The 20738-nt window shown below is 70.2% G+C and carries 20 protein-coding genes; 10 read left to right on the top strand and 10 right to left on the bottom strand.

From position 1 onward, the window contains the following. Positions 1 to 33 precede the first annotated feature (33 nt). The 5 genes from IEZ21_RS37625 to IEZ21_RS37605 form a co-directional block, all read right to left on the bottom strand. Positions 34 to 549, bottom strand: coding sequence for an LLM class flavin-dependent oxidoreductase (locus IEZ21_RS37625; RefSeq protein WP_246568541.1), 516 nt, complete (start codon positions 547 to 549; stop codon positions 34 to 36). A gap of 14 nt (positions 550 to 563) precedes the next feature. Further along, positions 564 to 1202 (bottom strand): NAD(P)-dependent oxidoreductase, encoded by a 639-nt coding sequence (locus IEZ21_RS37620; protein WP_189326319.1) that lies wholly within the window; start codon positions 1200 to 1202, stop codon positions 564 to 566. 39 nt (positions 1203 to 1241) lie between these two features. Beyond that, positions 1242 to 1613 (bottom strand): DoxX family protein, encoded by a 372-nt coding sequence (locus IEZ21_RS37615; RefSeq protein WP_189326318.1) that lies wholly within the window; start codon positions 1611 to 1613, stop codon positions 1242 to 1244. Positions 1614 to 1689: 76 nt separating this feature from the next. Continuing rightward, on the bottom strand, positions 1690 to 2358 hold the full coding sequence (locus tag IEZ21_RS37610) for an SDR family NAD(P)-dependent oxidoreductase (RefSeq protein ID WP_189326317.1): 669 nt from the start codon (positions 2356 to 2358) through the stop codon (positions 1690 to 1692). A 31-nt stretch (positions 2359 to 2389) separates the two neighbouring features. After that, positions 2390 to 3328, bottom strand: coding sequence for an NADP-dependent oxidoreductase (locus tag IEZ21_RS37605; RefSeq protein WP_189326316.1), 939 nt, complete (start codon positions 3326 to 3328; stop codon positions 2390 to 2392). Positions 3329 to 3428: 100 nt separating this feature from the next. Between IEZ21_RS37605 and IEZ21_RS37600 the strand changes: the two genes are divergently transcribed. Further along, the gene (locus IEZ21_RS37600; protein WP_189326315.1) at positions 3429 to 4121 is read left to right on the top strand and encodes a TetR/AcrR family transcriptional regulator; all 693 of its coding nucleotides are present in this window, start codon (positions 3429 to 3431) and stop codon (positions 4119 to 4121) included. A gap of 63 nt (positions 4122 to 4184) precedes the next feature. Here the strand turns inward: IEZ21_RS37600 and IEZ21_RS37595 are convergent, their stop codons facing one another. Continuing rightward, a complete protein-coding gene (locus IEZ21_RS37595; protein WP_189326314.1) occupies positions 4185 to 5192 on the bottom strand; it encodes a LacI family DNA-binding transcriptional regulator in 1008 nt (335 codons plus the stop codon). Between the two features lie 204 nt (positions 5193 to 5396). On the opposite strand from IEZ21_RS37595, the gene IEZ21_RS37590 reads away from it, so the two are divergent. The 3 genes from IEZ21_RS37590 to IEZ21_RS37580 are packed head-to-tail and all read left to right on the top strand — an operon-like array spanning position 5397 to position 8964. Beyond that, positions 5397 to 5552, top strand: coding sequence for a hypothetical protein (locus IEZ21_RS37590; protein WP_189326366.1), 156 nt, complete (start codon positions 5397 to 5399; stop codon positions 5550 to 5552). Further along, positions 5549 to 6325, top strand: a complete 777-nt coding sequence (locus IEZ21_RS37585; RefSeq protein ID WP_189326313.1) for an alpha/beta hydrolase — start codon at positions 5549 to 5551, stop codon at positions 6323 to 6325. The genes IEZ21_RS37590 and IEZ21_RS37585 overlap by 4 nt, the downstream gene beginning before the upstream one ends. Further along, positions 6322 to 8964 carry a family 78 glycoside hydrolase catalytic domain gene (locus IEZ21_RS37580; protein WP_189326312.1) on the top strand — a complete coding sequence of 881 codons (2643 nt, stop codon included), beginning with the start codon at positions 6322 to 6324 and terminating at the stop codon, positions 8962 to 8964. The genes IEZ21_RS37585 and IEZ21_RS37580 overlap by 4 nt, the downstream gene beginning before the upstream one ends. A 263-nt stretch (positions 8965 to 9227) precedes the next feature. Here the strand turns inward: IEZ21_RS37580 and IEZ21_RS37575 are convergent, their stop codons facing one another. Beyond that, entirely contained in the window at positions 9228 to 10229 is a 1002-nt protein-coding gene (locus IEZ21_RS37575; protein WP_189326311.1) for a LacI family DNA-binding transcriptional regulator, read from the bottom strand. 337 nt (positions 10230 to 10566) lie between these two features. On the opposite strand from IEZ21_RS37575, the gene IEZ21_RS37570 reads away from it, so the two are divergent. Genes IEZ21_RS37570 through IEZ21_RS37545 form a run of 6 tightly spaced genes read left to right on the top strand, consistent with a single transcriptional unit; the run spans position 10567 to position 18157 of the window. Next, the gene (locus IEZ21_RS37570; RefSeq protein ID WP_189326310.1) at positions 10567 to 12120 is read left to right on the top strand and encodes an ABC transporter substrate-binding protein; all 1554 of its coding nucleotides are present in this window, start codon (positions 10567 to 10569) and stop codon (positions 12118 to 12120) included. 11 nt (positions 12121 to 12131) lie between these two features. After that, entirely contained in the window at positions 12132 to 13073 is a 942-nt protein-coding gene (locus tag IEZ21_RS37565) for an ABC transporter permease (protein WP_189326309.1), read from the top strand. Further along, a complete protein-coding gene (locus IEZ21_RS37560; protein WP_189326308.1) occupies positions 13070 to 14830 on the top strand; it encodes a dipeptide/oligopeptide/nickel ABC transporter permease/ATP-binding protein in 1761 nt (586 codons plus the stop codon). Before IEZ21_RS37565 ends, IEZ21_RS37560 begins: the two co-directional genes overlap by 4 nt. Beyond that, positions 14827 to 15663: an ABC transporter ATP-binding protein gene (locus IEZ21_RS37555; RefSeq protein ID WP_189326307.1), complete on the top strand. Its 837-nt coding sequence runs from the start codon at positions 14827 to 14829 to the stop codon at positions 15661 to 15663. The genes IEZ21_RS37560 and IEZ21_RS37555 overlap by 4 nt, the downstream gene beginning before the upstream one ends. A gap of 58 nt (positions 15664 to 15721) precedes the next feature. After that, positions 15722 to 17086 carry a GH1 family beta-glucosidase gene (locus tag IEZ21_RS37550; RefSeq protein WP_189326306.1) on the top strand — a complete coding sequence of 455 codons (1365 nt, stop codon included), beginning with the start codon at positions 15722 to 15724 and terminating at the stop codon, positions 17084 to 17086. 39 nt (positions 17087 to 17125) lie between these two features. Further along, positions 17126 to 18157 (top strand): Gfo/Idh/MocA family protein, encoded by a 1032-nt coding sequence (locus IEZ21_RS37545; protein WP_189326305.1) that lies wholly within the window; start codon positions 17126 to 17128, stop codon positions 18155 to 18157. 37 nt (positions 18158 to 18194) lie between these two features. On the opposite strand, the gene IEZ21_RS37540 is transcribed toward IEZ21_RS37545, so the two are convergent. Genes IEZ21_RS37540 through IEZ21_RS37530 form a run of 3 tightly spaced genes read right to left on the bottom strand, consistent with a single transcriptional unit; the run spans position 18195 to position 20704 of the window. Next, positions 18195 to 19106 (bottom strand): SMP-30/gluconolactonase/LRE family protein, encoded by a 912-nt coding sequence (locus IEZ21_RS37540; RefSeq protein ID WP_246568539.1) that lies wholly within the window; start codon positions 19104 to 19106, stop codon positions 18195 to 18197. A gap of 15 nt (positions 19107 to 19121) precedes the next feature. Next, positions 19122 to 20042 carry a sugar kinase gene (locus tag IEZ21_RS37535; protein ID WP_246568555.1) on the bottom strand — a complete coding sequence of 307 codons (921 nt, stop codon included), beginning with the start codon at positions 20040 to 20042 and terminating at the stop codon, positions 19122 to 19124. A 41-nt stretch (positions 20043 to 20083) separates the two neighbouring features. Beyond that, positions 20084 to 20704, bottom strand: coding sequence for a bifunctional 4-hydroxy-2-oxoglutarate aldolase/2-dehydro-3-deoxy-phosphogluconate aldolase (locus IEZ21_RS37530; RefSeq protein WP_189326304.1), 621 nt, complete (start codon positions 20702 to 20704; stop codon positions 20084 to 20086). Positions 20705 to 20738: the final 34 nt, after the last annotated feature.

The raw sequence follows: 20738 nt of genomic DNA, 5'->3' as shown, positions 1-20738 counted from the left end.
GGGCCGTGCGCGCGGACGTAGAACGCGTCGTCGTCACTGGTGCCACCGGCCCCGGTGACGTACGTGTCGCCAGACATCCGGGGCGGCGTCGCTGCAGGCGCTGACGACGCCGGCGTTGACAGCCATCAACAGGTCGAGTTTGGAGGCGTACAGCATGTCGTAGTCGTGCTCGTCGTGGTCGAACAGCGGGAACGTGATCGTGGACGAGCCGCGTCCGGCGACCAGTTCGATGCGTCCGGGAGCCAGCGACGCGGCGGTGGCGAGCTGCTGGAACACCCGGATCGGGTCGTCGGTCGACAGGACGGTGACCGCGGTGCTGAGCTTGATCCGGTGTGTGGAGGCCGCGGCGGCGTTGACCACGGAGGTCGGCGAGGACAGCGGCATCGCCCGCATGTGGTGCTCGCCCACCCCGAAGTAGTCCAGCCCGACCTCGTCGGCGAGCTTGATGGCCTCCAGTACGTCGCGCAGGGCCTGGGCGGTGGGGCCGCGGCTGCCGTCGGACAAGCGCGGGGTGTTGCCGAAGGAGTAGACGCCGAGTTCGAAGGTCATGGCGGGGTCCTGGCTCAGTTGCTGATGGCGGGCATGGCCCGCCGGTAGCGGGTGTCGGTGAGCTGGGAGACGAGGAAAGCGGCGATGTCGGCGCGGCTCATGGCGGAGGCGACCTTGTCGTGGCCGAGGAACCCGGAACGGATGCGGCCGGTGGCGGGCTTGTTCGTCGGGTTGGTGATGCGGGCGATGGTGTAGTCGAGACCGGAGTCGGTGACGGCCTCGGTCATGCCCTTCAGCTCGGCCAGCGCGTTGGGGATCGTCAGCCCGGCCATGAGGGGCAGCACCTTGTGCTTCCAGTGCGGCTTGTCCTGCGGATCGGCCAGGGAGGGTGTGGCCAGGCCGATGAACCGGTCCACCTTCTGCGCATCCATGGCCTGCACGATGGTGCGGGTTCCGTCGGTCACCGGGGTGCCGGTCGCGGACCGTTTCAGGGAGGGGCCGAGCGCGCTGATCACCGCGTCCGCGCCACTGACGGCCTGCTCGACGGCATCACGGTCGGACAACTGCCCGGTGACGACGATGAGTTGGGAGTGGGTGAGGGCGAGCTTGGCGGGGGTGCGGACCAGGGCGGTGACCTGGTGGCCGTCGTCCAGAAGCTGTTGGACGACCAGGCCGCCGATGGCACCGGTCGCGCCGAAGACGGTGACACGCATCAGGGGTGGTTCCTCGCGGTGGCGGTCAGAAGGACGGGGTCAGAAGCTGTACGGGCCGAAGCGGCCCCAGGCCACCAGGGTGGCCAGGATCAGCAGGACGGCATTGAAGGCGATCGCGCCGGGTTCCTTGCGGCGGGCGTGGGTGATCGCGGCCAGCACCATCACCACGGCCAGGCCGGTCGCGGCCAGCGGGGTCAGCACGGGGGCGATGTCAGTCGCAGCGGGAAGGATCAGCCCGAGGGCGGCGGCGAACTCCACGATGCCGATGAAGCGGACGGTGCCCTGGGAGAAGTCGGCCGTCCAGGGCAGCCGGCCGGCCAGCTTGTCCTTGGGCTGGGTGGACTTCATGACGCCGGCCATGGCGAACATGGCGGCCAGCACGGCCTGCACGATCCACAAGAAGACGTTCACGTACGGATTCCTTCGGGGAGGGACGGGACGGGGAGGGAGCGGATGCCCCTCCCCAGGAGCGGAGTGAGCCGGCCGGTCAGGCGGTGAAGACGGCCTCGGAGCGGTCACGGTTTTCGTGCAGGTCCCAGTACAGGGGAGCGATCTCCTCGGACGTGGCCGTCGGGAAGCCCTCGCCGATCCACACGCCGATCGCCACGTGGGCGGCGTGCACACCGCTGCCGGCCAGTTCCTTGTCCAGGTTGATCACCCAGTTGCGCAGAGCTGCCGCGGGGGCGTTGACGTTGCCGAGCATGGGGATGGGATCCACCGAACCGCCGCCGGTGGTGAACAGCAGGGTGCCGGCGCCCGCCTCGCGCATCGCGGGCAGCACCGCCTGGGCCGCCGTGATGGCGCCGTAGAAGATGTACTCGATCTGCGGCTGCAGATTGTCCACCGTGGCCTCCGAGGGGGCGGCCATGGTGAGGCCGGGCACCGGGGAGTGCGGGGCCGGGGAGTACTCCAGTACGTCGATGCCGCCGAAGCGGGCCTTCACGGCGTCCAGGGCGGCGGTCAGGGAGGGCCGGTCCAGGACGTCGGCGGTGAACGCCTCGGCGGTGATGCCTTCCTGGCCGAGCTGTCCGACCAGCGTCTGGAGCTTCTCCTTGGTGCGGGAGATCAGGGCGACGTCGAAGCCGCGGCTGCCGAAGGTGCGGGCGATGGCCAGGCCCATGCCGGGGCCGGCGCCGATGATGGCAATGGTGGGCACGATCAGGTCTCTTTCCGTGAAGCGACGGATGTCAGGAGCAGGAGACGGCGATCTTGCCTGGGGTGCCGGCGCCGAAGGCGGCGAACGCCTCGGGTGCCTGCTCCAGCGGGTAGGTGGCGGTGACCGGCACGCGCAGTGCGCCGGAGGCGACCTGCTCGGCCAGGGAGGTCAGGATCCTGGGATCGGGGTTGGCCATGATCGTGTGAATGGTGACGTCCTGCCCCTTGACGGCGTCCTGGGTCAAGCCGGTGGTAGAGGCGAGCTGACCGCCCGGCCGCAGCAGAGCGGCCAGCTGGGCACCGTCGCCCGCCAGGTGCAGCACCGCGTCCACCCCCTCCGGGGCGATCGCGCGGACCTGCCCCTCCAGGTCACCGGTGAAGTCGACCACGTGGACCTCCGCGCCGGTCAGGCCGGTGACGAAGTCGGTCTGCGCGCCGGGGCGGGCGGTCGCGATCACCTTCGCGCCACGGGCGGCGGCGAGCTGCACCGCCAGCGAACCCACCCCGCCGGAGGCCCCGGAGATCAGCAGCGTCTCGTCCTCGCCCAGGGCCACCGCGTCCAGGCTCACCAGGGCAGTGGCCCCGGCCACGCCCAGCGCGCCCGCGTCCCCCACCTTCAGGCCCGCGGGGATGCGGGCGGCTCCGTGTCCGGCGGGCACGGTGACGTACTGGGCCAGCGATCCGGCGCCCAGGTACGGCTTCAGTACGACGCCGAAGACCGCGTCGCCGACCGCGAAGCCTTCCACGCCCTCGCCGAGCGCCTCGACGGTGCCCGCGAAATCCTGGCCGAGGACCAGCGGGTACCGGTGCTCCATAAACGCTTGCGTGTAGCCGGCGGCGGTGGCGAGGTCGATGCCGTTCAGCGAGGCGGCGGCCACCTTGACCAGCAATTCCCCGGCCTCCGGGCGGGGAGTGTCCACCTCGGCCACGGCCGGGGCCGAGGGGACGGATTCGAGCGTGATAGCGCGCATGACAACATCCTCCGATTAAGTGGACCGGGCGGCCCATTTTTACTGTCGCCCACCGTACAACAGAAGCGGTCCGACCGTTCCACTTGGGTAGAGTGGGCGCATGACCTCCCCGCCTTCCGACCAGACGCCGGGTCAGCAGCCCGGCACGGGACTGCGCGCCGACGCCGAGCGCAACCGCTGCCGCATCCTGGCCGCCGCCCGCCGCCTCTACGCCGCTGAAGGACTCGGCGTCTCCATGGCCTCCGTCGCCCGCGAGGCAGGCGTCGGCAAAGCCACCCTCTCCCGCCGCTTCCCCGCCAAGGACGACCTGGTCGCCGCCGTCTTCGCCGAACGCATGGACGCCTACGCCGCCGCCGTCACCATCGCCCTGGACGACCCGGACCCCTGGCACGGCTTCACCGGCTACCTCCACGCCGTCTGCGCCATGCAGGCCGCCGACCGCGGCTTCGCCGACGTCCTGACCATGACCTTCCCCGCCGCCAAGGCGCTGGAGGCCCGTCGCGCCGAGGCGTACGACCGGTTGCTCGAACTCATCACCCGCGCCAAGAACACCGGGCACCTGCGCGACGACTTCACCCACCAGGACGTCGTCATCCTGCTCATGGCCAACGCCGGCGTCGTCACCGCCACCGGCGACGCCGCACCCGACACCTGGCGCCGCCTCGTCGGCCACATGCTCCGCTCCTACGCCGCACCCGACGCACCGATCCCCGCGCTGCCCGAAGCCCCGAGGCCCGCCGCTCTCTACCGCGCCATGGTCCGCCTCTCACGAACCGGCCCGGGCACCGCCTAGGCCGGCGGCCTCGGCTCGCAGTACGCGTTCGCGTCACGGCGGGCGTCTGTCGACAACGGGGGATCAGGCGGATTCCCGGACGTGGACCCGAAGCGGATCCCGGATGGGGTCGGCGGGGGCGTCCTTCCCGTCCAGGGTGTCGACGATACGGCGAGCCAAACCCCGCGCGATGGCGTCGGTGTCGCGGACGACCGAGGTCAGCGGCGGCTGGGCCAGAGCCGCGCCCGGGATGTCGTCGACGCCGATCACGGCGAGGTCCTGTGGGGCGCGCAGCCCGAGGGACCGCAGGGCGGCCAGCACGGCCATCGCGACGTCGTCGTTGAACGCGCAGATGCCGGTGACCGGTGGGTCGGCGGCGAGCCATGTCTTCACGGCTTCGGCGGCACCACTCTGCTCCAGAGGCACGGTTCGGGCATCCGGCTCCGGAAGGCCGAGTTCGGCGCAGACCTCGCGGACCCCGTCCAGGCGCGACCGGGCCAGGGCGCCGAGTCTCGTCAGATCCGGAGAGGCGTAACCGAGCCGGCGGTGCTTGCCGACGAGGTGGCGGGCCTGCACGGCGCCGATCGGTTCCTCGGACACCAGGGGCGGCCGAGGCTCTCCCCGCACCGAGCCGTGCAGCGCCATGACGACCTGGATGCCCACCGCCCGCATGGCGTCGGCCTCGGACTCGGGGAACTCCTCCAGGGCCAGCACCGCCGCGGGCGTCACCGCCTTCCAGATCTCCCGCAACGGTCGGGCGGGGGGAGCCGACGAGTGCACCAGGAAGGTGAGCTCGTGTTCGGCGAAGGCACTGGTCAGCTGCTGGATGAGGCGTCCCAGGACGTGCTCGATCGGCCAGTTGGGCAGCAGGCCGAGCACGATGTCCGAACGCCCCGTCCGCAGCGTGCGCGCCGCGGCCGACGGCGAATAGCCGAGCCGGGCGGCCGCCTCCCACACCCGACGGCGCGTCGCGTCGGCGATCTTCTGGTGCGGGGTGTCGTTGAGGACATAGCTCACCGTCGCGCGCGAGACTCCGGCCTCTCGCGCGACGTCCGCGCTGGTCACCCGCCTGCCGCTGGACGTCCCGGTCATGCACCCCACCCTCTGACAGACCTCTTGTCAAAGCCCACGACTGCGGGCTAGCTTACGCACTCAGTCAACCTACACGTTTAAGTGGCGCGATTCAGTAACTCTCTGTTCAGCAACTCTCTGTTTCGAGAGCCGCGGGCGCCGGCCGGGCGCCGCCTTCTCAGGTCCCCCACCCTCCCCCTCCCCGGTACTCAACGAAGAGGACCCATGCCTGACCTGAAAACCACCACCAGCAGCCCCTGGAAGACCGCGGCCCTCGCCGGCATGCCCTCCTACCTGGACGCCGCGGCCCTGGTGACGTCGGGAATCGCGATCGGCGGTCACTACGCCGCCCCGCAGACGACCGGAAAGGCCACTCTGTGATCCGCTCGCACGACCTCCAGCACAACGGCCTGACGCTGCGCTCCACGCTGCACATCCCCGACGGGCCGGCCGGAATCCGCCACCCGACCGCGGTGTTCGTCCACGGCTTCAGCTCCAACCGGCTCGAACTGCCGAACTTCGTCGCCATGTCCCGGCTGCTGGAGGCTCACGGCATCGCCTCGGTCCGGTTCGACCTCTCGGGCCATGGCGAGAGCGACGGCGACTTCTTCGACGTGACCATCACCGGGGAGATCGCCGAGACCCGCGCGGTCCTCCAGGCGGTCCGGACCCTCGACTTCGCCGACCCCGACCGTATCGGCCTGGTCGGTATGAGCATGGGGGGTGTGGTCGCCGGCATCGTGGCCGCCGAGGAGCCCGGAATCGCCGCGCTGTGCCTGTGGTCCCCGGCGGCGGTCGCCCCCTTCGAGATCGGCGGCGGCTCTCTCAAGGGCCGCCGCCTCGCACCGGAGATCGCGGAGAAGGGCTACTTCGACGCCGACGGGCACCGGGTGAGCCCCGCTCTCGTCGAGGACATCGCCGGCCTCGACGTCTACGGGCGGTCGAGCAGTTACGCGGGCCCGGTCCACATCCTGCACGGCGACAAGGACGACGTCGCTCCCCTCGAGTACGTACGGCGCTACCTCGACCACTACGACGGCAACGCACACCTCGAGATCGTCGAGGGCGCGGACCACGCCTGGGGAACCGTCCCCCACCGCACCACGCTGCACCAGTCCACGCTTCGATTCCTCCGGAGGCACCTCCAGCGATGAACACATCGAACCTTCCGGAACTCCACACGACGGACACCGCGACCTCGGTCACCGGCCTGCGCACCGCGGACGACTCCGGTCTCGTGGCCACCTCGTACCCCGAGCCGCGCCTGTCGTGGTCGCTGACCGGCGAACGGCCGGGCATCCTCCAGCACGCCTACGAGATCCAGGTGTCGACCGACCCGTCCTTCACCGACACCGCGTCCAGCGGAGAAGTCGAGTCCGACACGGTGACCGGTCACCCATGGCCGGCGCAACCGCTGAGCAGTCGCGAGGTCCGGTACTGGCGTGTCCGTGTCCGCACCGACCTCGGGTGGACGGATTGGAGTGACGCCGCCCGTGTGGAGACCGCGCTGCTCGACGACGTGGACTGGGCGGCCCGCCCCGTCCACGTGCCCAGTGACCGGGGCCGTACCTCCCCCGGCCCCGTGCCGTTGCTCCGCCGGGAGTTCCACCTCCCGGCGGAGCCGGTGTCCGCGCGCCTGTATGTGACCTCGCTCGGCGTGCACCGCACCACGGTCAACGGCAGGCCCGTATCCGACGACCTGCTGGAACCGGGCTGGACCAGCTACCCCAACCGGCTGCTCTACGCCACCTACGACGTCACCGGCCTGCTCCGCCCCGGCACGAACGCCCTCTCCGCCGCGATCGGCGACGGCTGGTACCGCGGCCACCTCACCTGGCACAAGAATCGCAACGTCTACGGCGACACAACGGCCCTGCTCGCCCAACTCGAAATCGGCCTGGCCGACGGGACCAGGGTCACCGTCACCACCGACGGCCGCTGGAAGGGCGGTTACGGCGACCTGCTGGCGGCGGACCTGTACGACGGCTGCGAACGCGACCTCCGCCACGAACCCGACGGCTGGCAACTGCCGGGCTTCGTCGACAACGACTGGGAACCGGTCGCCACCATCCCCCTGCCCACAGGGCTGACGCAGCGGGCCCACCCACCCGTGCGCGTCGTCCAGGTCATCCGGCCCGGGCAGCAGACCTTGCCCGATGGCACCATCGCCGTCGACGCGGGCGAGAACCTGACCGGCTGGCTGAGGCTGCGCGTCGACGGCCCGGCGGGAAGCACGGTGACCGTCCGACACGCCGAGGTCCTCGACGGCGACGGTCGCCTGCTGACGAGCATCCTGCGTGGCGCCCGCGCCACCGACCAGTACACCTTGGCCGGCAACACGGCCGAACTGAAGCCGGAGTTCACCTTCCACGGCTTCCGTCACGCCGAGATCGTCACCTCCCCGGGCGTCACCATCGAGGCGGTGGAGGTCGACGTCGTGGCCAGCGACCTGCGCCGCATCGGCGAGTTCCGCTGCTCCGACGAGCGTGTGAACACGCTGTACGACAACGTCGTACGCTCCCAGCGCGGCAACTTCCTCGCCGTGCCCACGGACTGCCCGCAACGCGACGAACGGCTCGGCTGGACCGGCGACATCATGGCCTTCGCCCCGACGGCGTGCGCCACGTTCGACAGCCGGACCTTCCTCGACAGCTGGCTCACCGATCTGCGCATCGAGCAACGACCGGACGGCGCGGTCCCGTTGGTGATTCCGGATGTGCCGCTCGGCGAACTGCCGCCGACCGAGCTGCCGTTCGCCGGCAGCGCCGCGGGCTGGGGCGACGCGGCCACCGTCGTACCGGCCGCCCTCTTCGACGCCTACGGCGAGCGCAGTCTGCTGGGCCGCCACTACGCGACGATGCGTGCGTGGGTCGAGTTCACCGTCGCTCACCTGGACGAGGACGGGACCTGGAGCGGCAACGCGCAACTCGGTGACTGGCTCGACCCGACCGCGCCACCGGAGCACCCAGAGCGGGCCACCACCGACTCCGCCTATGTCGCCACCGCCTTTGTCGCGCACAGCGCCCGCCTGCTCGCCGACGCGGCCCAGGACCTGGGGCACGTCGAGGCCGCCGAACGGTACGCGGCCCTGCACCGGCGTACCGCCGAGGCCGCCTGGCGGAAGTGGGGCGAGCACGCCCGCACCACCCAGACCGGATGTGCGCTCGCCCTCCAGTTCGGCATCGCGCCCGCCGCCAAGCGTGCCGTGGTGGGCGAAACCCTCGCCGCCCTGGTGCGCGCCAACGACGGACGCATCGCCACCGGCTTCCTCGGCACGCCCTTCGTGCTGCCCGCCCTCACCAGCACCGGCCACACGGCGGAGGCGTACCAACTCCTGCTCAACACCGAGTGTCCGGGCTGGCTCTACCAGGTCGCCCGCGGTGCCACGACCATGTGGGAGCGGTGGGACGCCATCCGTCCCGACGGCACCATCGACGTCGAGAAGGCGGGCACGATGCTGTCGTTCAACCACTATGCGTATGGGGCGGTCGCGACCTGGCTCTACCGGACCGTGGCCGGTCTCCGCCCCCTCGACCCCGGCTATCGCACGCTGGAGCTCGCCCCGCGTCCCGGAGGCACGCTCACCTCCGCCGAGGCGTCGATCGCCACCCCGTACGGCACCGCATCCGTCGCCTGGTCGATCAGTGACGACGCCCTCACGGTGGAGGCCGTTCTGCCGCCCGGCACCACAGGACGGTTCAGCACACCCGAGGGCTGGCGCTCCACGGAGGCCGTCGAGCGACTCGGATCCGGCAGCCATCTCCTGTCCCTGCATCGGGTCACCACTTCCTGACCGTCACCCACCCCGAGGATCCGCACCATGGCGACCCATCACGATCACGGCACAGCAGAGCTGGGCCTCGACGAGAAGGCCGCGCTGGAGTGGTGATGACGGCGTGCGGGTCGGTCGCTTCCGGCCCGTCCAGCATTTCGGCCCGGCCGGGGGCACCTCCTGCGAGGGCGTGCCCGCGGGTACGCCGAAGCCGCGCGGCGGCCGACAGCGGGCGGATCGCCGGCGATGTCCGCGGCGGGCCTCGGCCATGACGGCTCAGGCCGTCACGCCGACTCGCGGACCTCGAGCCGGATGCGTGGCTCCACCTGGTTGCTGGTGGCCGGTGCGCCGTCGAGCGCGGCCCTCACCGAGTTCGCGTACAGCTCGGCGATACCGGGGAGGTCCTGGACGACGCTGGTCAGGGGTGGGGAGGACACCGCTGCGGCAGGGCTGTCGTCGACGCCGATCACCGCCATGTCCCGGGGGGCTTCGAGGCCGAGGCGGCGCAGACCGGCCAGCACGCTCATGGCCACGTCGTCGTTGAACGCGCAGATGCCGGTCACTTGGGGGTCGGCGGCGAGCCAGGACCGGACGGCGTCGGCGGCAGCGTCCGCTGTCAGCGGGACGGTCCGGACGTCGGGTTCGGGCAGTCCCAGCTCGGCACAGGCTTTGCGGACGCCGTCGGCGCGCGGCCCGGCGAAGACGGCGACCCGCTCGTCGTCGGGGTACGCGTATCCCAGTCGCCGGTGGGAGGCGGCCAGATGGCGGGCCTGTGCGGCACCGATCGCGTTCGCACTGGTGATGTTCTCGTCCGATCCGGGGCCCTTGTCGTCGTACAGGGCGACGATCACCTCGATGCCCGCGGCCCGCATCGCCGTCGCATCGGAGTCGGAGAACGGTTCGAAGGACAGCACGGCGGCCGGCGTGATGGCCTTCCAGATCTCGCTCAGCGAGCGAGCGCCCCGGATGCCGGAATGGACGACGAAGGTGAGATTGCGATTCGCGAACGCAAGCGTGAGCTCCTGGACGAGTTGCCCGGCCGCGTAGCCGAGGGGCCAGTCGGGCAGCAGGCCGAGCACCACGTCGGAACGCCCGTATCGGAGGGTTCGCGCCGCGGCCGACGGGGCGTAGCCGAGCTTTTCGGCCGCTGTCAGCACCCGCCGCCGTGTCGCTTCGGTGATCTTCTGATGCTGCGTGTTGTTGAGCACGAAGCTCACCGTGGCCCGCGAGACTCCGGCCTCACGAGCCACGTCCGCACTCGTCACTCTCCCGCTTCGCGGTGCCATCGACGACCACCTTCCACGAACCTCTTGCGCAACGCAGGAGACACAGTTAATTTACGGACACCCACTCACTATAACGTGTTAGCGACACGTTATAGCTACTCCAAGTAGCCACGATGTCAGGTTGCGCGATGGGACACCGACTCGTCCGATCGCCGACATTGAAGCAGACGGCCTGCGGGCCCCACGGGACGGAGTGATCCCCTTCAGCGGCTTCTTCCGCTGAGCCCTTCCTGAAAACTCGCAAATCCCCCCAGATCGTCCGCCTCGGTGGCCCTTCGCGAGCCGTGTGCCCCGCTCCTCCCTCGATTTTTCCGGCCCCTCAAATCGGAGACCCTCAATGAAGAGAAGAACCGCACTCCAGGCCTCGATCGGCGTCGTGGCATCGCTCGCGCTCACCGCCTGCGGCGGAGGAGAGACCAGCGGCGGCAACGCCGGCCCGGCGAACCTGACCATCGCCCTGTCCTCGGCGCCCAACAGCCTGGACCCCGCCCAGATCGCCGTCGGGCCCTTCCTCAACTACATGGATCCCGCCTACGCGACGCTGCTGACCCGCAAGGCCGACGGCACCCTGGGGGCCGGGCTGGCCGACAAGTGGGGCTACGTCGGCAAGAAGAACACCAAGTTCGAGCTCCACCTGCGCAAGGGCGTGAAGTTCGCCGACGGCACGCCGATCACCGCCACCGACGTGGTCAACTCGATCAAGTACTTCCAGAAGGGCAGCGGACCCGGAGGTGCCTGGTTCCGTCCCCTGACCTTCTCCACGCCGGACACTTCGACCGTGGTGATCAGCAGCCCGACGCCGAACCCGGACATGGGGGCGCTGTTCACCCCTGCGTTCCTGGGCGGCGCCATCATCAGCCCGGCGGGGCTGAAGGACCCGAAGAAGCTGGCCTCCGCGACCTTCGGCGCCGGGCCGTACGTGTACAGCGCCCAGCAGTCGGTCTCCGGTGACCACTACGTCTACGTGCCGAACAAGAACTTCTACGACAAGTCCGCCGTCCACTTCAAGAAGATCACCGTCCGGGTGATGCCGAACGCCAACTCGCAGGCGCAGGCCCTGAAGTCCGGGCAGATCGACCTCATGTTCGGCACTCCGGACGTGGCGCCGACGCTCGCCGGCGACAAGTCGATCACCACGGTCAAGAAGCCCACCACCTGGGCGGGCCTGTTCCTCCTGGACCGTGAGGGCACCGTCGTCAAGGGACTGGGCGATGAGCGGGTCCGGCAGGCGCTGAACCACGCCATCGACCGTGCCGCGATCACGAAGGCGGTCTACGGCGACTTCGCCGCACCGGTCTCTCAGCCGGCGATGCCCGGTTACGACGGCTACAGCCCCGCGGCCGAGAAGATGTATCCCTACGACCCGGCCAAGGCCAAGAAGTTGCTGAAGGCGGCGGGATACGAGAAGGGGCTGACCATCCCGGTGAACTACGGGTCGTTCGACCCCTCGACGACCAAGATGGTCCAGGCCGTGCAGGACCAGCTCGGCAAGGTGGGTGTGACCCTCAAGTTGAAGGCCGCCGCGAACTTCGGTGGCTGGATCAACGACCTGCTGTCGAAGAAGTACGCGGCCACCGTGCTCTCGCCGGGCTCGGGTGGCGACACCAACTTCTACGCACAGCAGGCGCCGTTCACCAAGACGGGCCTCATGAACCTCTTCGGCGCGACCGACCCGGACTTCGATGCCGCGTACGCCAAGCTCGCCAAGTCGGACGCGAAGTCCAGCGGCGCGGCGGCGAAGGATCTCACCGATGTGATCGTGCGGAAGGCGCTCGCGCTGCCGGTGTCCGGTACCGACACGATCGTCATGCACAACAGCAAGCTGCGCGGGGTGCAGTTCCCGGAGGGCGGCGCTCAGCTGACCTCGAACACCATGTGGACCACCCGCTGACGAGGACCCTGATGTTTCCCATCATTTTCCGCAGGCTGGCGCTGGCCGTCCCGCTCCTGGTGATCGTCTCGGCGATCACCTCGCTCCTGGAGTCGTTCGTGCCGGGTGACCCGGCACGAACGATCCTGGGTATCAACGCGACGCAGGAGCAGTACGACGCGCTGAGGGCCACGCTCCATCTCGACAAGCCGTTCGCCGAGCAGTACTGGCTGTATCTGCGCGACATCCTGCACGGCGACTTCGGCAGCTCGCTGTTCAGCGGCGAATCCGTGCTGGCACTGATCGGACAACGACTGCCGGTCACGCTGATCCTGGTGATCGGGGCCACCGTGCTGTCGACCCTGGTCGGCGTCCTGCTCGGGGTGTACAGCGCGACGCGTGGCCGGGTCAGCCGCCGGCTGTTCGACATCGTGTCCCTGCTGGGCAGTGCCCTGCCCAACTTCTGGCTCGCGCTGATGCTCGTATCCCTGTTCGCCATCAGGTTCCCGATCTTCCCGGCCACCGGGTACACCCCGTTCGCCCAGTCACCGGGGCAATGGGCGGCCGGCCTCGTGCTGCCCGTGATCGCTCTCTCGATCGGGGGTGTCGCCCTGATCTCCAAGATCACCCGCGACGCGATGCTGTCCACCCTGGGCCTCGACTACATCAGAACGTTGCGAGCCTCCGGCGTCCGGCCCGCATCCATCGTCTGGAAGCACGCCCTGCGCAGTTGCGGGCTGCCGGTGGCGACCGCGATCGGCATCACGATGATCGCGTACATCCCCGGCACGATTCTCGTCGAGAACATCTTCACCCTGCCCGGGCTCGGGACGACGGTTGTCGACGCGACCAACCAGCACGATCTGCCGGTCGTGCAGGGCGTTGCCATCACCTTCACGATGCTGGTGATCGCGATCAACCTTCTCGTCGATGTTCTCTACAGCCTCCTGAACCCGAAGGTGCGTGTGGCATGACCGCTGCAGATCCGCCCGTGAGCGTGTCATCGCGGAAGTGGACCAACCCCTTCGCCGGTATCTGGCGCCGTCCTCTCACCGCGGCAGCGCTCGCCGTGGTCCTGACTGTCACCGTCGCCGTGATCCTCGCCCCCCTTCTGGCACCGCACCCGCCGTTGGCGCAGGACCTGCTCCACGCGCGCGGCGGTCCGTCGGCAAGCCACCCGCTGGGCACCGACGAGCTCGGCCGCGACGTGCTGAGCCGGTTGCTCTACGGCGGGCGGCCGGCCCTGCTGGGGGTGGGTGTCGCCGTGAGCGTCTACATCGTCCTGGGCATGTCACTCGGCATCCTCGCCGGCTATCTACGGGGCTGGACCGACCGGGTCATCGTGGGCCTGATGGACGTCATGCTCTCGGTTCCCGCGGTCATCATCATGCTCGCCGTCCTGGCGATCTTCAGCCAGAGCAACGTCGCCGCCATGCTCACACTCGGCTTCCTGTCCGCCGCGGGCCTGGCACGGATCATCCGCAGCTCGTGCATCGCACTGCGGGAGGAACTGTTCGTGGACGCCGCCAGGGTGTCCGGGCTCAGCGCCGCGAGGATCATGGCACGGCACATCTTCCCCGGCCTGGTGGGGCTGTTGCTCGTCCAGATGTGCCTCTTCTCGGGCATCGCCCTCATGGTGCAGACCGGCCTCGGCTTCCTCGGCCTGGCCACCCCGCCGCCCGCCCCCAGCTGGGGCGGCATGGTCGGGGAGGCCTCGCAGGTCATGGAGCAGAGCCCCTCCCTGCTGCTCATCTCCGGCGGCCTGATCGGCCTGATGTCCGTCGCCTTCGGGCTGCTCGGCGACGGGCTTCGCGACCTCACTCAGGACCGGAGACAAGGGACCGGCAGCCGGTCCCAGCGACCGGTCCCCGTGGCGGTCGCCAAGGACACCGCCGAAGCGTCGGACACACCCCCGGACGCGGGTGTGCTCGCCGTGCGCGACTACTCGATCGCCTTCGCCACTCCCCAAGGCCCGCGCACCGTCGTCGACTCCGTCAGCTTCACGGTGAACACCGGTGAGATCTTCGGTCTCGTGGGCGAATCCGGCAGCGGCAAGACGGTGACAGGCCTGTCCCTGCTCGGGCTGCTCGCTCCCAACGGGACGGTGACGGGTGGCTCGGCCTGGCTGGCCGGCAGACGGATCAGCGGCCTGCCGGAGCGGGACCTGCAGCGCATCCGCGGCAGCGAGATAGCCCTGGTGTCACAGGAACCCATGGTGGCACTCGACCCGAACTTCACCATCGGCTCCCAACTGTCCGAGGTCGTCCGGCGTACCGGTGCCGTGTCGGGCGGGAAGGACGCCGTCGGACAACGAGTCCGCGAGCTGCTGAGCAGCGTCCACCTGCGTGACCCGGACGACATCGCGCGCCGGCACCCGCACGAGCTGTCCGGCGGCATGCTCCAGCGGGTCGCCATCGCCATGGCGCTGGCCGGGTCACCGAAGGTGCTGATCGCCGACGAACCCACCACGGCACTGGACGTCACGGTGCAGGCGGGAATCCTGGACCTGCTGCGGTCGCTGCGCGACGAACGCGGCATGGCGATCATCCTGATCACCCACGACCTGGGCGTGGTGGCCGACAGCTGCGACCGGGCGATCGTGATGGAGCAGGGCCGGATCGTGGAAGAGGGCTCGGTCGAGGACATCTTCTACCGGCCGCAGCACCCGTACACGAAGAAGCTCATCGAGAGCACACCCAGCATCGCCCGTACCGAAGGGAGGGTCGCGTGACCGGCACACCCGTACTCCAGCTTGACGGCCTTGCGGTCCGCTACCCGTCCCGTGGCTTCCGCAAGCCCCCGACCACGGTCATCGAGGACGTGTCGTTCGAGGTCGGGCGCGCCGAGACGGTCGCGCTCGTGGGCGAGTCCGGCTCGGGCAAGACCACCATCGGCAGGGCGGTGCTGGGACTGACGCCGGTCAGCGGCGGGCGCGTGCTGCTCGACGGGCGGGACATCACCCGTCTCACCGGCCGTGCCCGCCGCGCACTGGCCCCCGACCTCCAGGCGATCTTCCAGAATCCGTACGGGTCGCTCAACCCGGCGCTGCCCGTGGGCCGGACGCTGGCCGAGCCCCTGCTCGCCGACTCGACCCGCTCACCTCGCGAAGTCCGCGCTCACATCACCGATCTGCTGCGCCGCGTCGGCCTGCCGGAGGACGCAGCCGACCGCTATCCGGCCCAGTTCAGCGGAGGTCAGCGCCAGCGCATCGCCATCGCCCGGGCGGTCGCCCGGCAACCCAAGATCATCATCTGCGACGAGCCGACCAGCGCCCTCGACGTCACCACCCAGGCCGCCGCTCTCGACCTGCTCGCCGAACTCCAGCAATCGCTGGGATGCGCGTACCTGTTCATCACCCACGACCTCGCCGTCGTCAAGGAGTTCGCGGCACGCACCCTGGTGCTGCAACACGGACACATCGTCGAAGAGGGACGCAGCACCGACGTATGCGACCAGCCACAACACGAGTACACCCAGCGCCTGGTGGCAGCCGCCCCCGTCCCGGACCCCGTCCTGCAACGCACCCGCCGGCAGAAGCGACTTGAGCTGCATGCGACCTCATGAGCTCGCCCGCGACGGCGTCATGACGCCGGCCGAAGCCCACGCACAGGAGACCGCAGCGATGAGCAACCCCCCTGCCGAAGGCCGGATCGTGTTCCCCAGGGACTTCGTGTTCGGTACGGCCACCAGTGCCTTCCAGATCGAGGGCGCCTGGGACGAGGACGGGAAAGGTCCCTCGATCTGGGACACCTTCGGACATACGCCGGGCAAGGTGCACCTGGACATCCCGGGCGACGTCACGGTCGACCACTACCACCGGTTCCGCGAGGACGTCGCCCTGATGCGCGACCTCGGCGTCGACTCGTACCGGTTCTCGCTGAGCTGGCCCCGGCTGCTCCCCGAAGGAACCGGTGCCGTGAACCGCACCGGCATCGACTTCTACCACCGCCTCCTCGACGAACTGGACACGGCCGGGATCTCCCCCAATGTCACGCTGTACCACTGGGACCTGCCCCAGGCTCTGGAGGACCGCGGCGGCTGGGCCAACCGTGACGTCGCCAAATGGTTCCGTGACTACGCCGCCCTGGCGTTCGAGGAGTTCGGCGACCGGGTGCCCCGCTGGGCGACGCTCAACGAACCCATCGCGATCTGGGTGGGGTACGGCATGGGTATGTTCGCGCCCGGCCACGAGGACGCACGGCTGGGCAAGCAGGCCATGCACAACGCGCTGCTCGCGCACGGTGAGGCGGTCCGTGCCTTCAGGGAACTCGGCACACCTGGATCCGAGATCGGAATCGTGGTGGACATCTGGAAGCAGCACCCCGCCACCGACGACCCCGCCGACGCCGCCTTCGCGGCGCGGAACGAGGACGACTCCTTCCGGTTCTTCCTCGATCCGCTCCTGAAGAAGGAGTACAGCGAGCGCAACGTCGAACGCCTCACCCGCGAGGGCACCATGCCCGAGATCCGCGACGGCGACCTGGAGCTGATCGCCTCGCCGGTCGACTTCCTCGGTCTGAACGTGTACTCCAGAGTCGTCGCCGGCGCCAAGGACGAGGGCACGAAGTGGTGGGAGGTCAATCGCGAGACGCACCCGGGCGGGAACTTCCTCGACAACGGCATGGAGTTCTACCCGAAGGCCGTCTACGACGCCATCGGCCTGGTCCACGACGAATACGGCTGGACGGGACCGGTGTACATCACCGAGAACGGCACGGTCGACGTCGAAGGAGCCGACCCGTTCGACGACCAGGAGCGCATCAGCTACGTACGCGGCTTCCTGGAGTGGATCGCACGCGCCATCGACGAGGGCGCCGACGTACGCGGCTACTACCTCTGGTCGCTCCTCGACAACTACGAGTGGTCCGCAGGCTTCAGCAAGCGCTTCGGCATCGTCCACGTCGACCCCGACACCCTCGAACGCAAACCCAAGGCCTCCTTCGAGTGGTACCGCGACGTCATCGCGCGCCGCGAACTGGACGTCTGAGCTGCCTCGCTGAAGGCTGAAGAACGCAGAGGAGTTCCCTTGCCCACCCCCGTACGCATCGGACTGATCGGCTACGGCTTCGGCGGCCGTGTCTTCCACGCCCCGCTGCTCGCTGCCGCCCCGGAATACGAGTTCCTGGGCGTGGTCACCAATTCCCCGGAGCGCCGAGCCCAGGTCGCCCAGGACATGGGCCGGCCGGCCTTCGGCTCACTGGAGGACCTGGCCCGCGCCGGCGCCGAGGCGGTCGTCGTCTCCACTCCCGCGGCCACGCACGTGACTTTGGTGCGGCGGGCGCTGGAACTGGGCCTGGCTGTCGTCTGCGACAAGCCGTTCGCACTCGACGCGGCCTCGGCACGTGCGACCGTCGAGTTCGCGGAGAAGCAGGGCGGTCCGCTGACGGTGTATCAGAACCGCAGGTGGGACTCCGACTTCCTCACCTTGCGGACGCTGCTCGACAGCGGCGGAATCGGGACCGTGCTCCGCTACGAGTCCCGGTTCGAGGTCTTCCGGCCCGAGGCAGGTGCTCCTGCCGCGGGCGGTGGCACCCTTCTCGACTTCGGCAGCCACCTGGTCGACCAGGCCCTGGTGCTGTCCGGCCCGGTGGAGCGGGTGTACGCGGAGATGCACCACCGCGAGGACGAGGACGGACTCGACGACGACGTCTTCGTGGCCCTGACCCACCGCAACGGGGTGCAGTCCCACCTGTGGGGCAGTGGACGGCAGGGTGCGCCAGGACCCAGCCTGCGCGTGACCGGGACCACGGGCACCTTCGTCGTCGACCACAGGGACAGCCAGGACCGCGCGCTGATGACCGGTGCGACCCCGCAGTCCGAGGGCGACAGCTGGGGTGCCGTGCCCGAACACCTCTGGGGCCGGGTGCGGCGCGGAGACACCGCCGAGCCCGTCATCTCGAGCCGCGGCAGGTGGGACCTGTTCTATACAGCCTTCGCCGCCGCGGTCCACGGTGAGGGACCTGTTCCCGTCGACCCCTGGGACGCGGTGGCCACCGCCACCGTCCTGGACGCCGCGCGGTCCAGCGCCCGCAACGGCCGGGTGGTGCGCCTGCCCTGACAGCTCGACCGCAGAGTGCCGCTGACGGCGGCCCCCCTCACCGCGATGCCCGTGGCGTCCTCGCGCACATCAGTGCCGGACCCGCCAGGAGCAGGCCGCCGTTCCTCCGACTGGTACGGGAACGCTCAGCACCGCGCCGGAGGCTGCGGTCGGGTTCTTCACCCCGTGCCGGGCCGTGGTGATGAACAGGCGGTTGTCGCTGGGGTGCAGACACACCGACGTGGGGTGGGGGGGCGGGCACGGTCAGGGTCTGGAGCAGGCGTCCGTCCGGGTGGTACCGGCGCACCGCACCGGCGCCCCACATCGCGACCCAGAGACAGCCCTCGTCGTCGACGGTCATTCCGTCGGGGCTTCCTTCGCCGTCCCCCAGTCGGGCGAAAGTCTCCGGGCCGCCGGAGAGATCGCCCGAAAGCGGGTCGATTCGGCACCGGAGGATGGTTCCCACGGCTGTGTCGGCGAGGTACATGGTCGTGCCGTCGGTGGTGAACGCCGGGCCGTTGGCGATGGTCAGGCCGTCGAGGACGCGTACCACCGCGCCGTCGGGGTCCGTTCGGTAGAGGGAGCCCTCGCCGGGGGTGGCGTCGTAGGCCATGCTGCCGGCCCAGAAGCGGCCGGCGGGGTCGGCGACTCCGTCGTTCATGCGGCTGGGGAGCGGGGTGCGGTCCTCGGGGCGGTCCAGCCATTCCAGTGTGCCGTCGGCCGAGAGCAGCGCGATCCCCGTGCCCGCGGCGGCGATCCATGTGTCCGGCCGGTCGCTCACCGGCGCGACAGCCCCCAACGGCACAGCCAGTCCGGCGAGTTGGACCGGCCCGGTACCGTCGCGCAGTTCGAAGAGGCGGCCGCTGAGGATGTCGACGTACACATACCGGCCTTCGAACCAGCGGCCGCCCTCGGCGAGTTCGTACCCTCCGTCCACGACGACCGCCGTCGGCACTGCCGTTGATGTCATGTTCCGTCTCCTGGGTCAGCGGATGGTCGTGCCGTCGGGCTGGTCGAACAGGCCGAGTTCGTCCTGCGTCGGCAGGCCCTCCCAATCGCCCCGGGTGGCGACGGCGAAGGCCGCGGTGGTGACGGCTCGGTGCAGACGGGCCGGGATGTCCGCGCCCCCCAGGAGTCCGGACAGGTATCCGGCCACGAAGGCGTCGCCCGCGCCGACCAGGTCGACGGCGTCGACCTGTCGAGCGGCGCAGTCGGTCGCCCCGTCGGCGGTGAAGGCCGTCGCGCCGCGTGCGCCACGTTTGACGACCACCTCGTTGACGCCTGCGGCCAAGAGGCTGTGCACGGCCTTGGACTCGTCCGCGTCGGGCCGTTCCTGCACCAGCGGCAGCTCGTCCTCGGAGGCGATGAGCAGGCCTGTGTGGGCCAGCAGTGGTCGCAGGACCGTGCGGGCGCGGTCGGAAGTCCACAGCCGGGAGCGGTGGTTGACGTCGAGGCAGACGGTGATGCCGGCCTCGCGAGCGGTCGTGGCGGCGGCCAGGGTGGCCTCGGCCGCCGACGGACCGAGCGCCGGGGTGATGCCGGTCAGATGCAGGATGCGGGTTCCGGGGTCGAGCGCGGGCAGTACGTCGGCCGGTGAGACGGCCGAACCCGCCGAACCGGCGCGGTAGTAACTGACCCGGGTCAGCGTGCCCAGGCGGGGTTCGGTCAGCAGCAGTCCCGTGGGCCGGCCGGTGTCGTCGGTGACCGCGTAGGAGGTGTCGACGCCCTCGGCCCGCAGCGTGCGCAGTACCAGCGCGCCGAGTTCGTCCGCACCGACCCTGCCGGCCCAGCGCACCCGGTGCCCGAGCCGGGCGAGGCCGATCGCGACGTTGGACTCGGCTCCCGCCACGGACAGGCCGAGACTGCCGCCGAGCCGCAGCGCGCCGTGGGCCCGGAGCGCCGCCATCGTCTCGCCGAAGGTCACCACCTCGGGCGAAGCCGGTGCCGTCACGGCGTCTCCCCTGCGGCTACCTTACGGAACTCGGCCGCGCGGGCGCGGAGTTGGTCCAGGTCGCCGCCGTCGGCCGCGTCCCCGACGAGGGGTGAGCCGACGCCGACGGCGAGGGCTCCACGGTCCAGGTAGTCGCGGGCGGCCTGTGCGTCCACTCCGCCGACGGGTACGAAGGGCACGTCGGGGAACGGGTCGCGCAGGGCCCGCAGATAGCCGGGTCCGCCGAGGGAGCCGGGGAAGAGTTTGATCGCGTCGGCGCCCCGTGCGAGGGCGAGTTCGATCTCGCTCGGTGTCAGGGCGCCCATCAGCACGGGTACGCCGTAGGGCTCCAGTCCGTCGACCAGTGCGGGGGTGACGAGGTAGGAGGCGCCGGCGTCCACGGCGCGGGCGGCGTCCGCGGCCGAGCGCACGGTTCCGGCGCCGAGGAGTGCGTCGGGGCCGAGTTCGGTGCGTGCCTGCCGGATGACGGTCAGGGCGTCGACGGTGGTCAGCGAGACCTCGACGGCCGCGATGCCCTCCTCGGCAAGGGTGCGTACGGTGCGCAGTGCCGCGGCGGGGTCCTTGCCGCGCACGATCGCCAACAGGCGGTGGGCTCGGAGTGATTCCACCAGGTTCATGGGAGCGGGCTCTCCTTGGGCGTGGGGTGCGAGG

It is taken from the genome of Streptomyces flaveus, from assembly GCF_014647675.1.
GTDB classification, from domain to species: domain Bacteria; phylum Actinomycetota; class Actinomycetes; order Streptomycetales; family Streptomycetaceae; genus Streptomyces; species Streptomyces flaveus.
The sequence above is the reverse complement of the archived record's forward strand: the minus strand, read 5'-3'. Positions and strand labels throughout refer to the sequence as shown.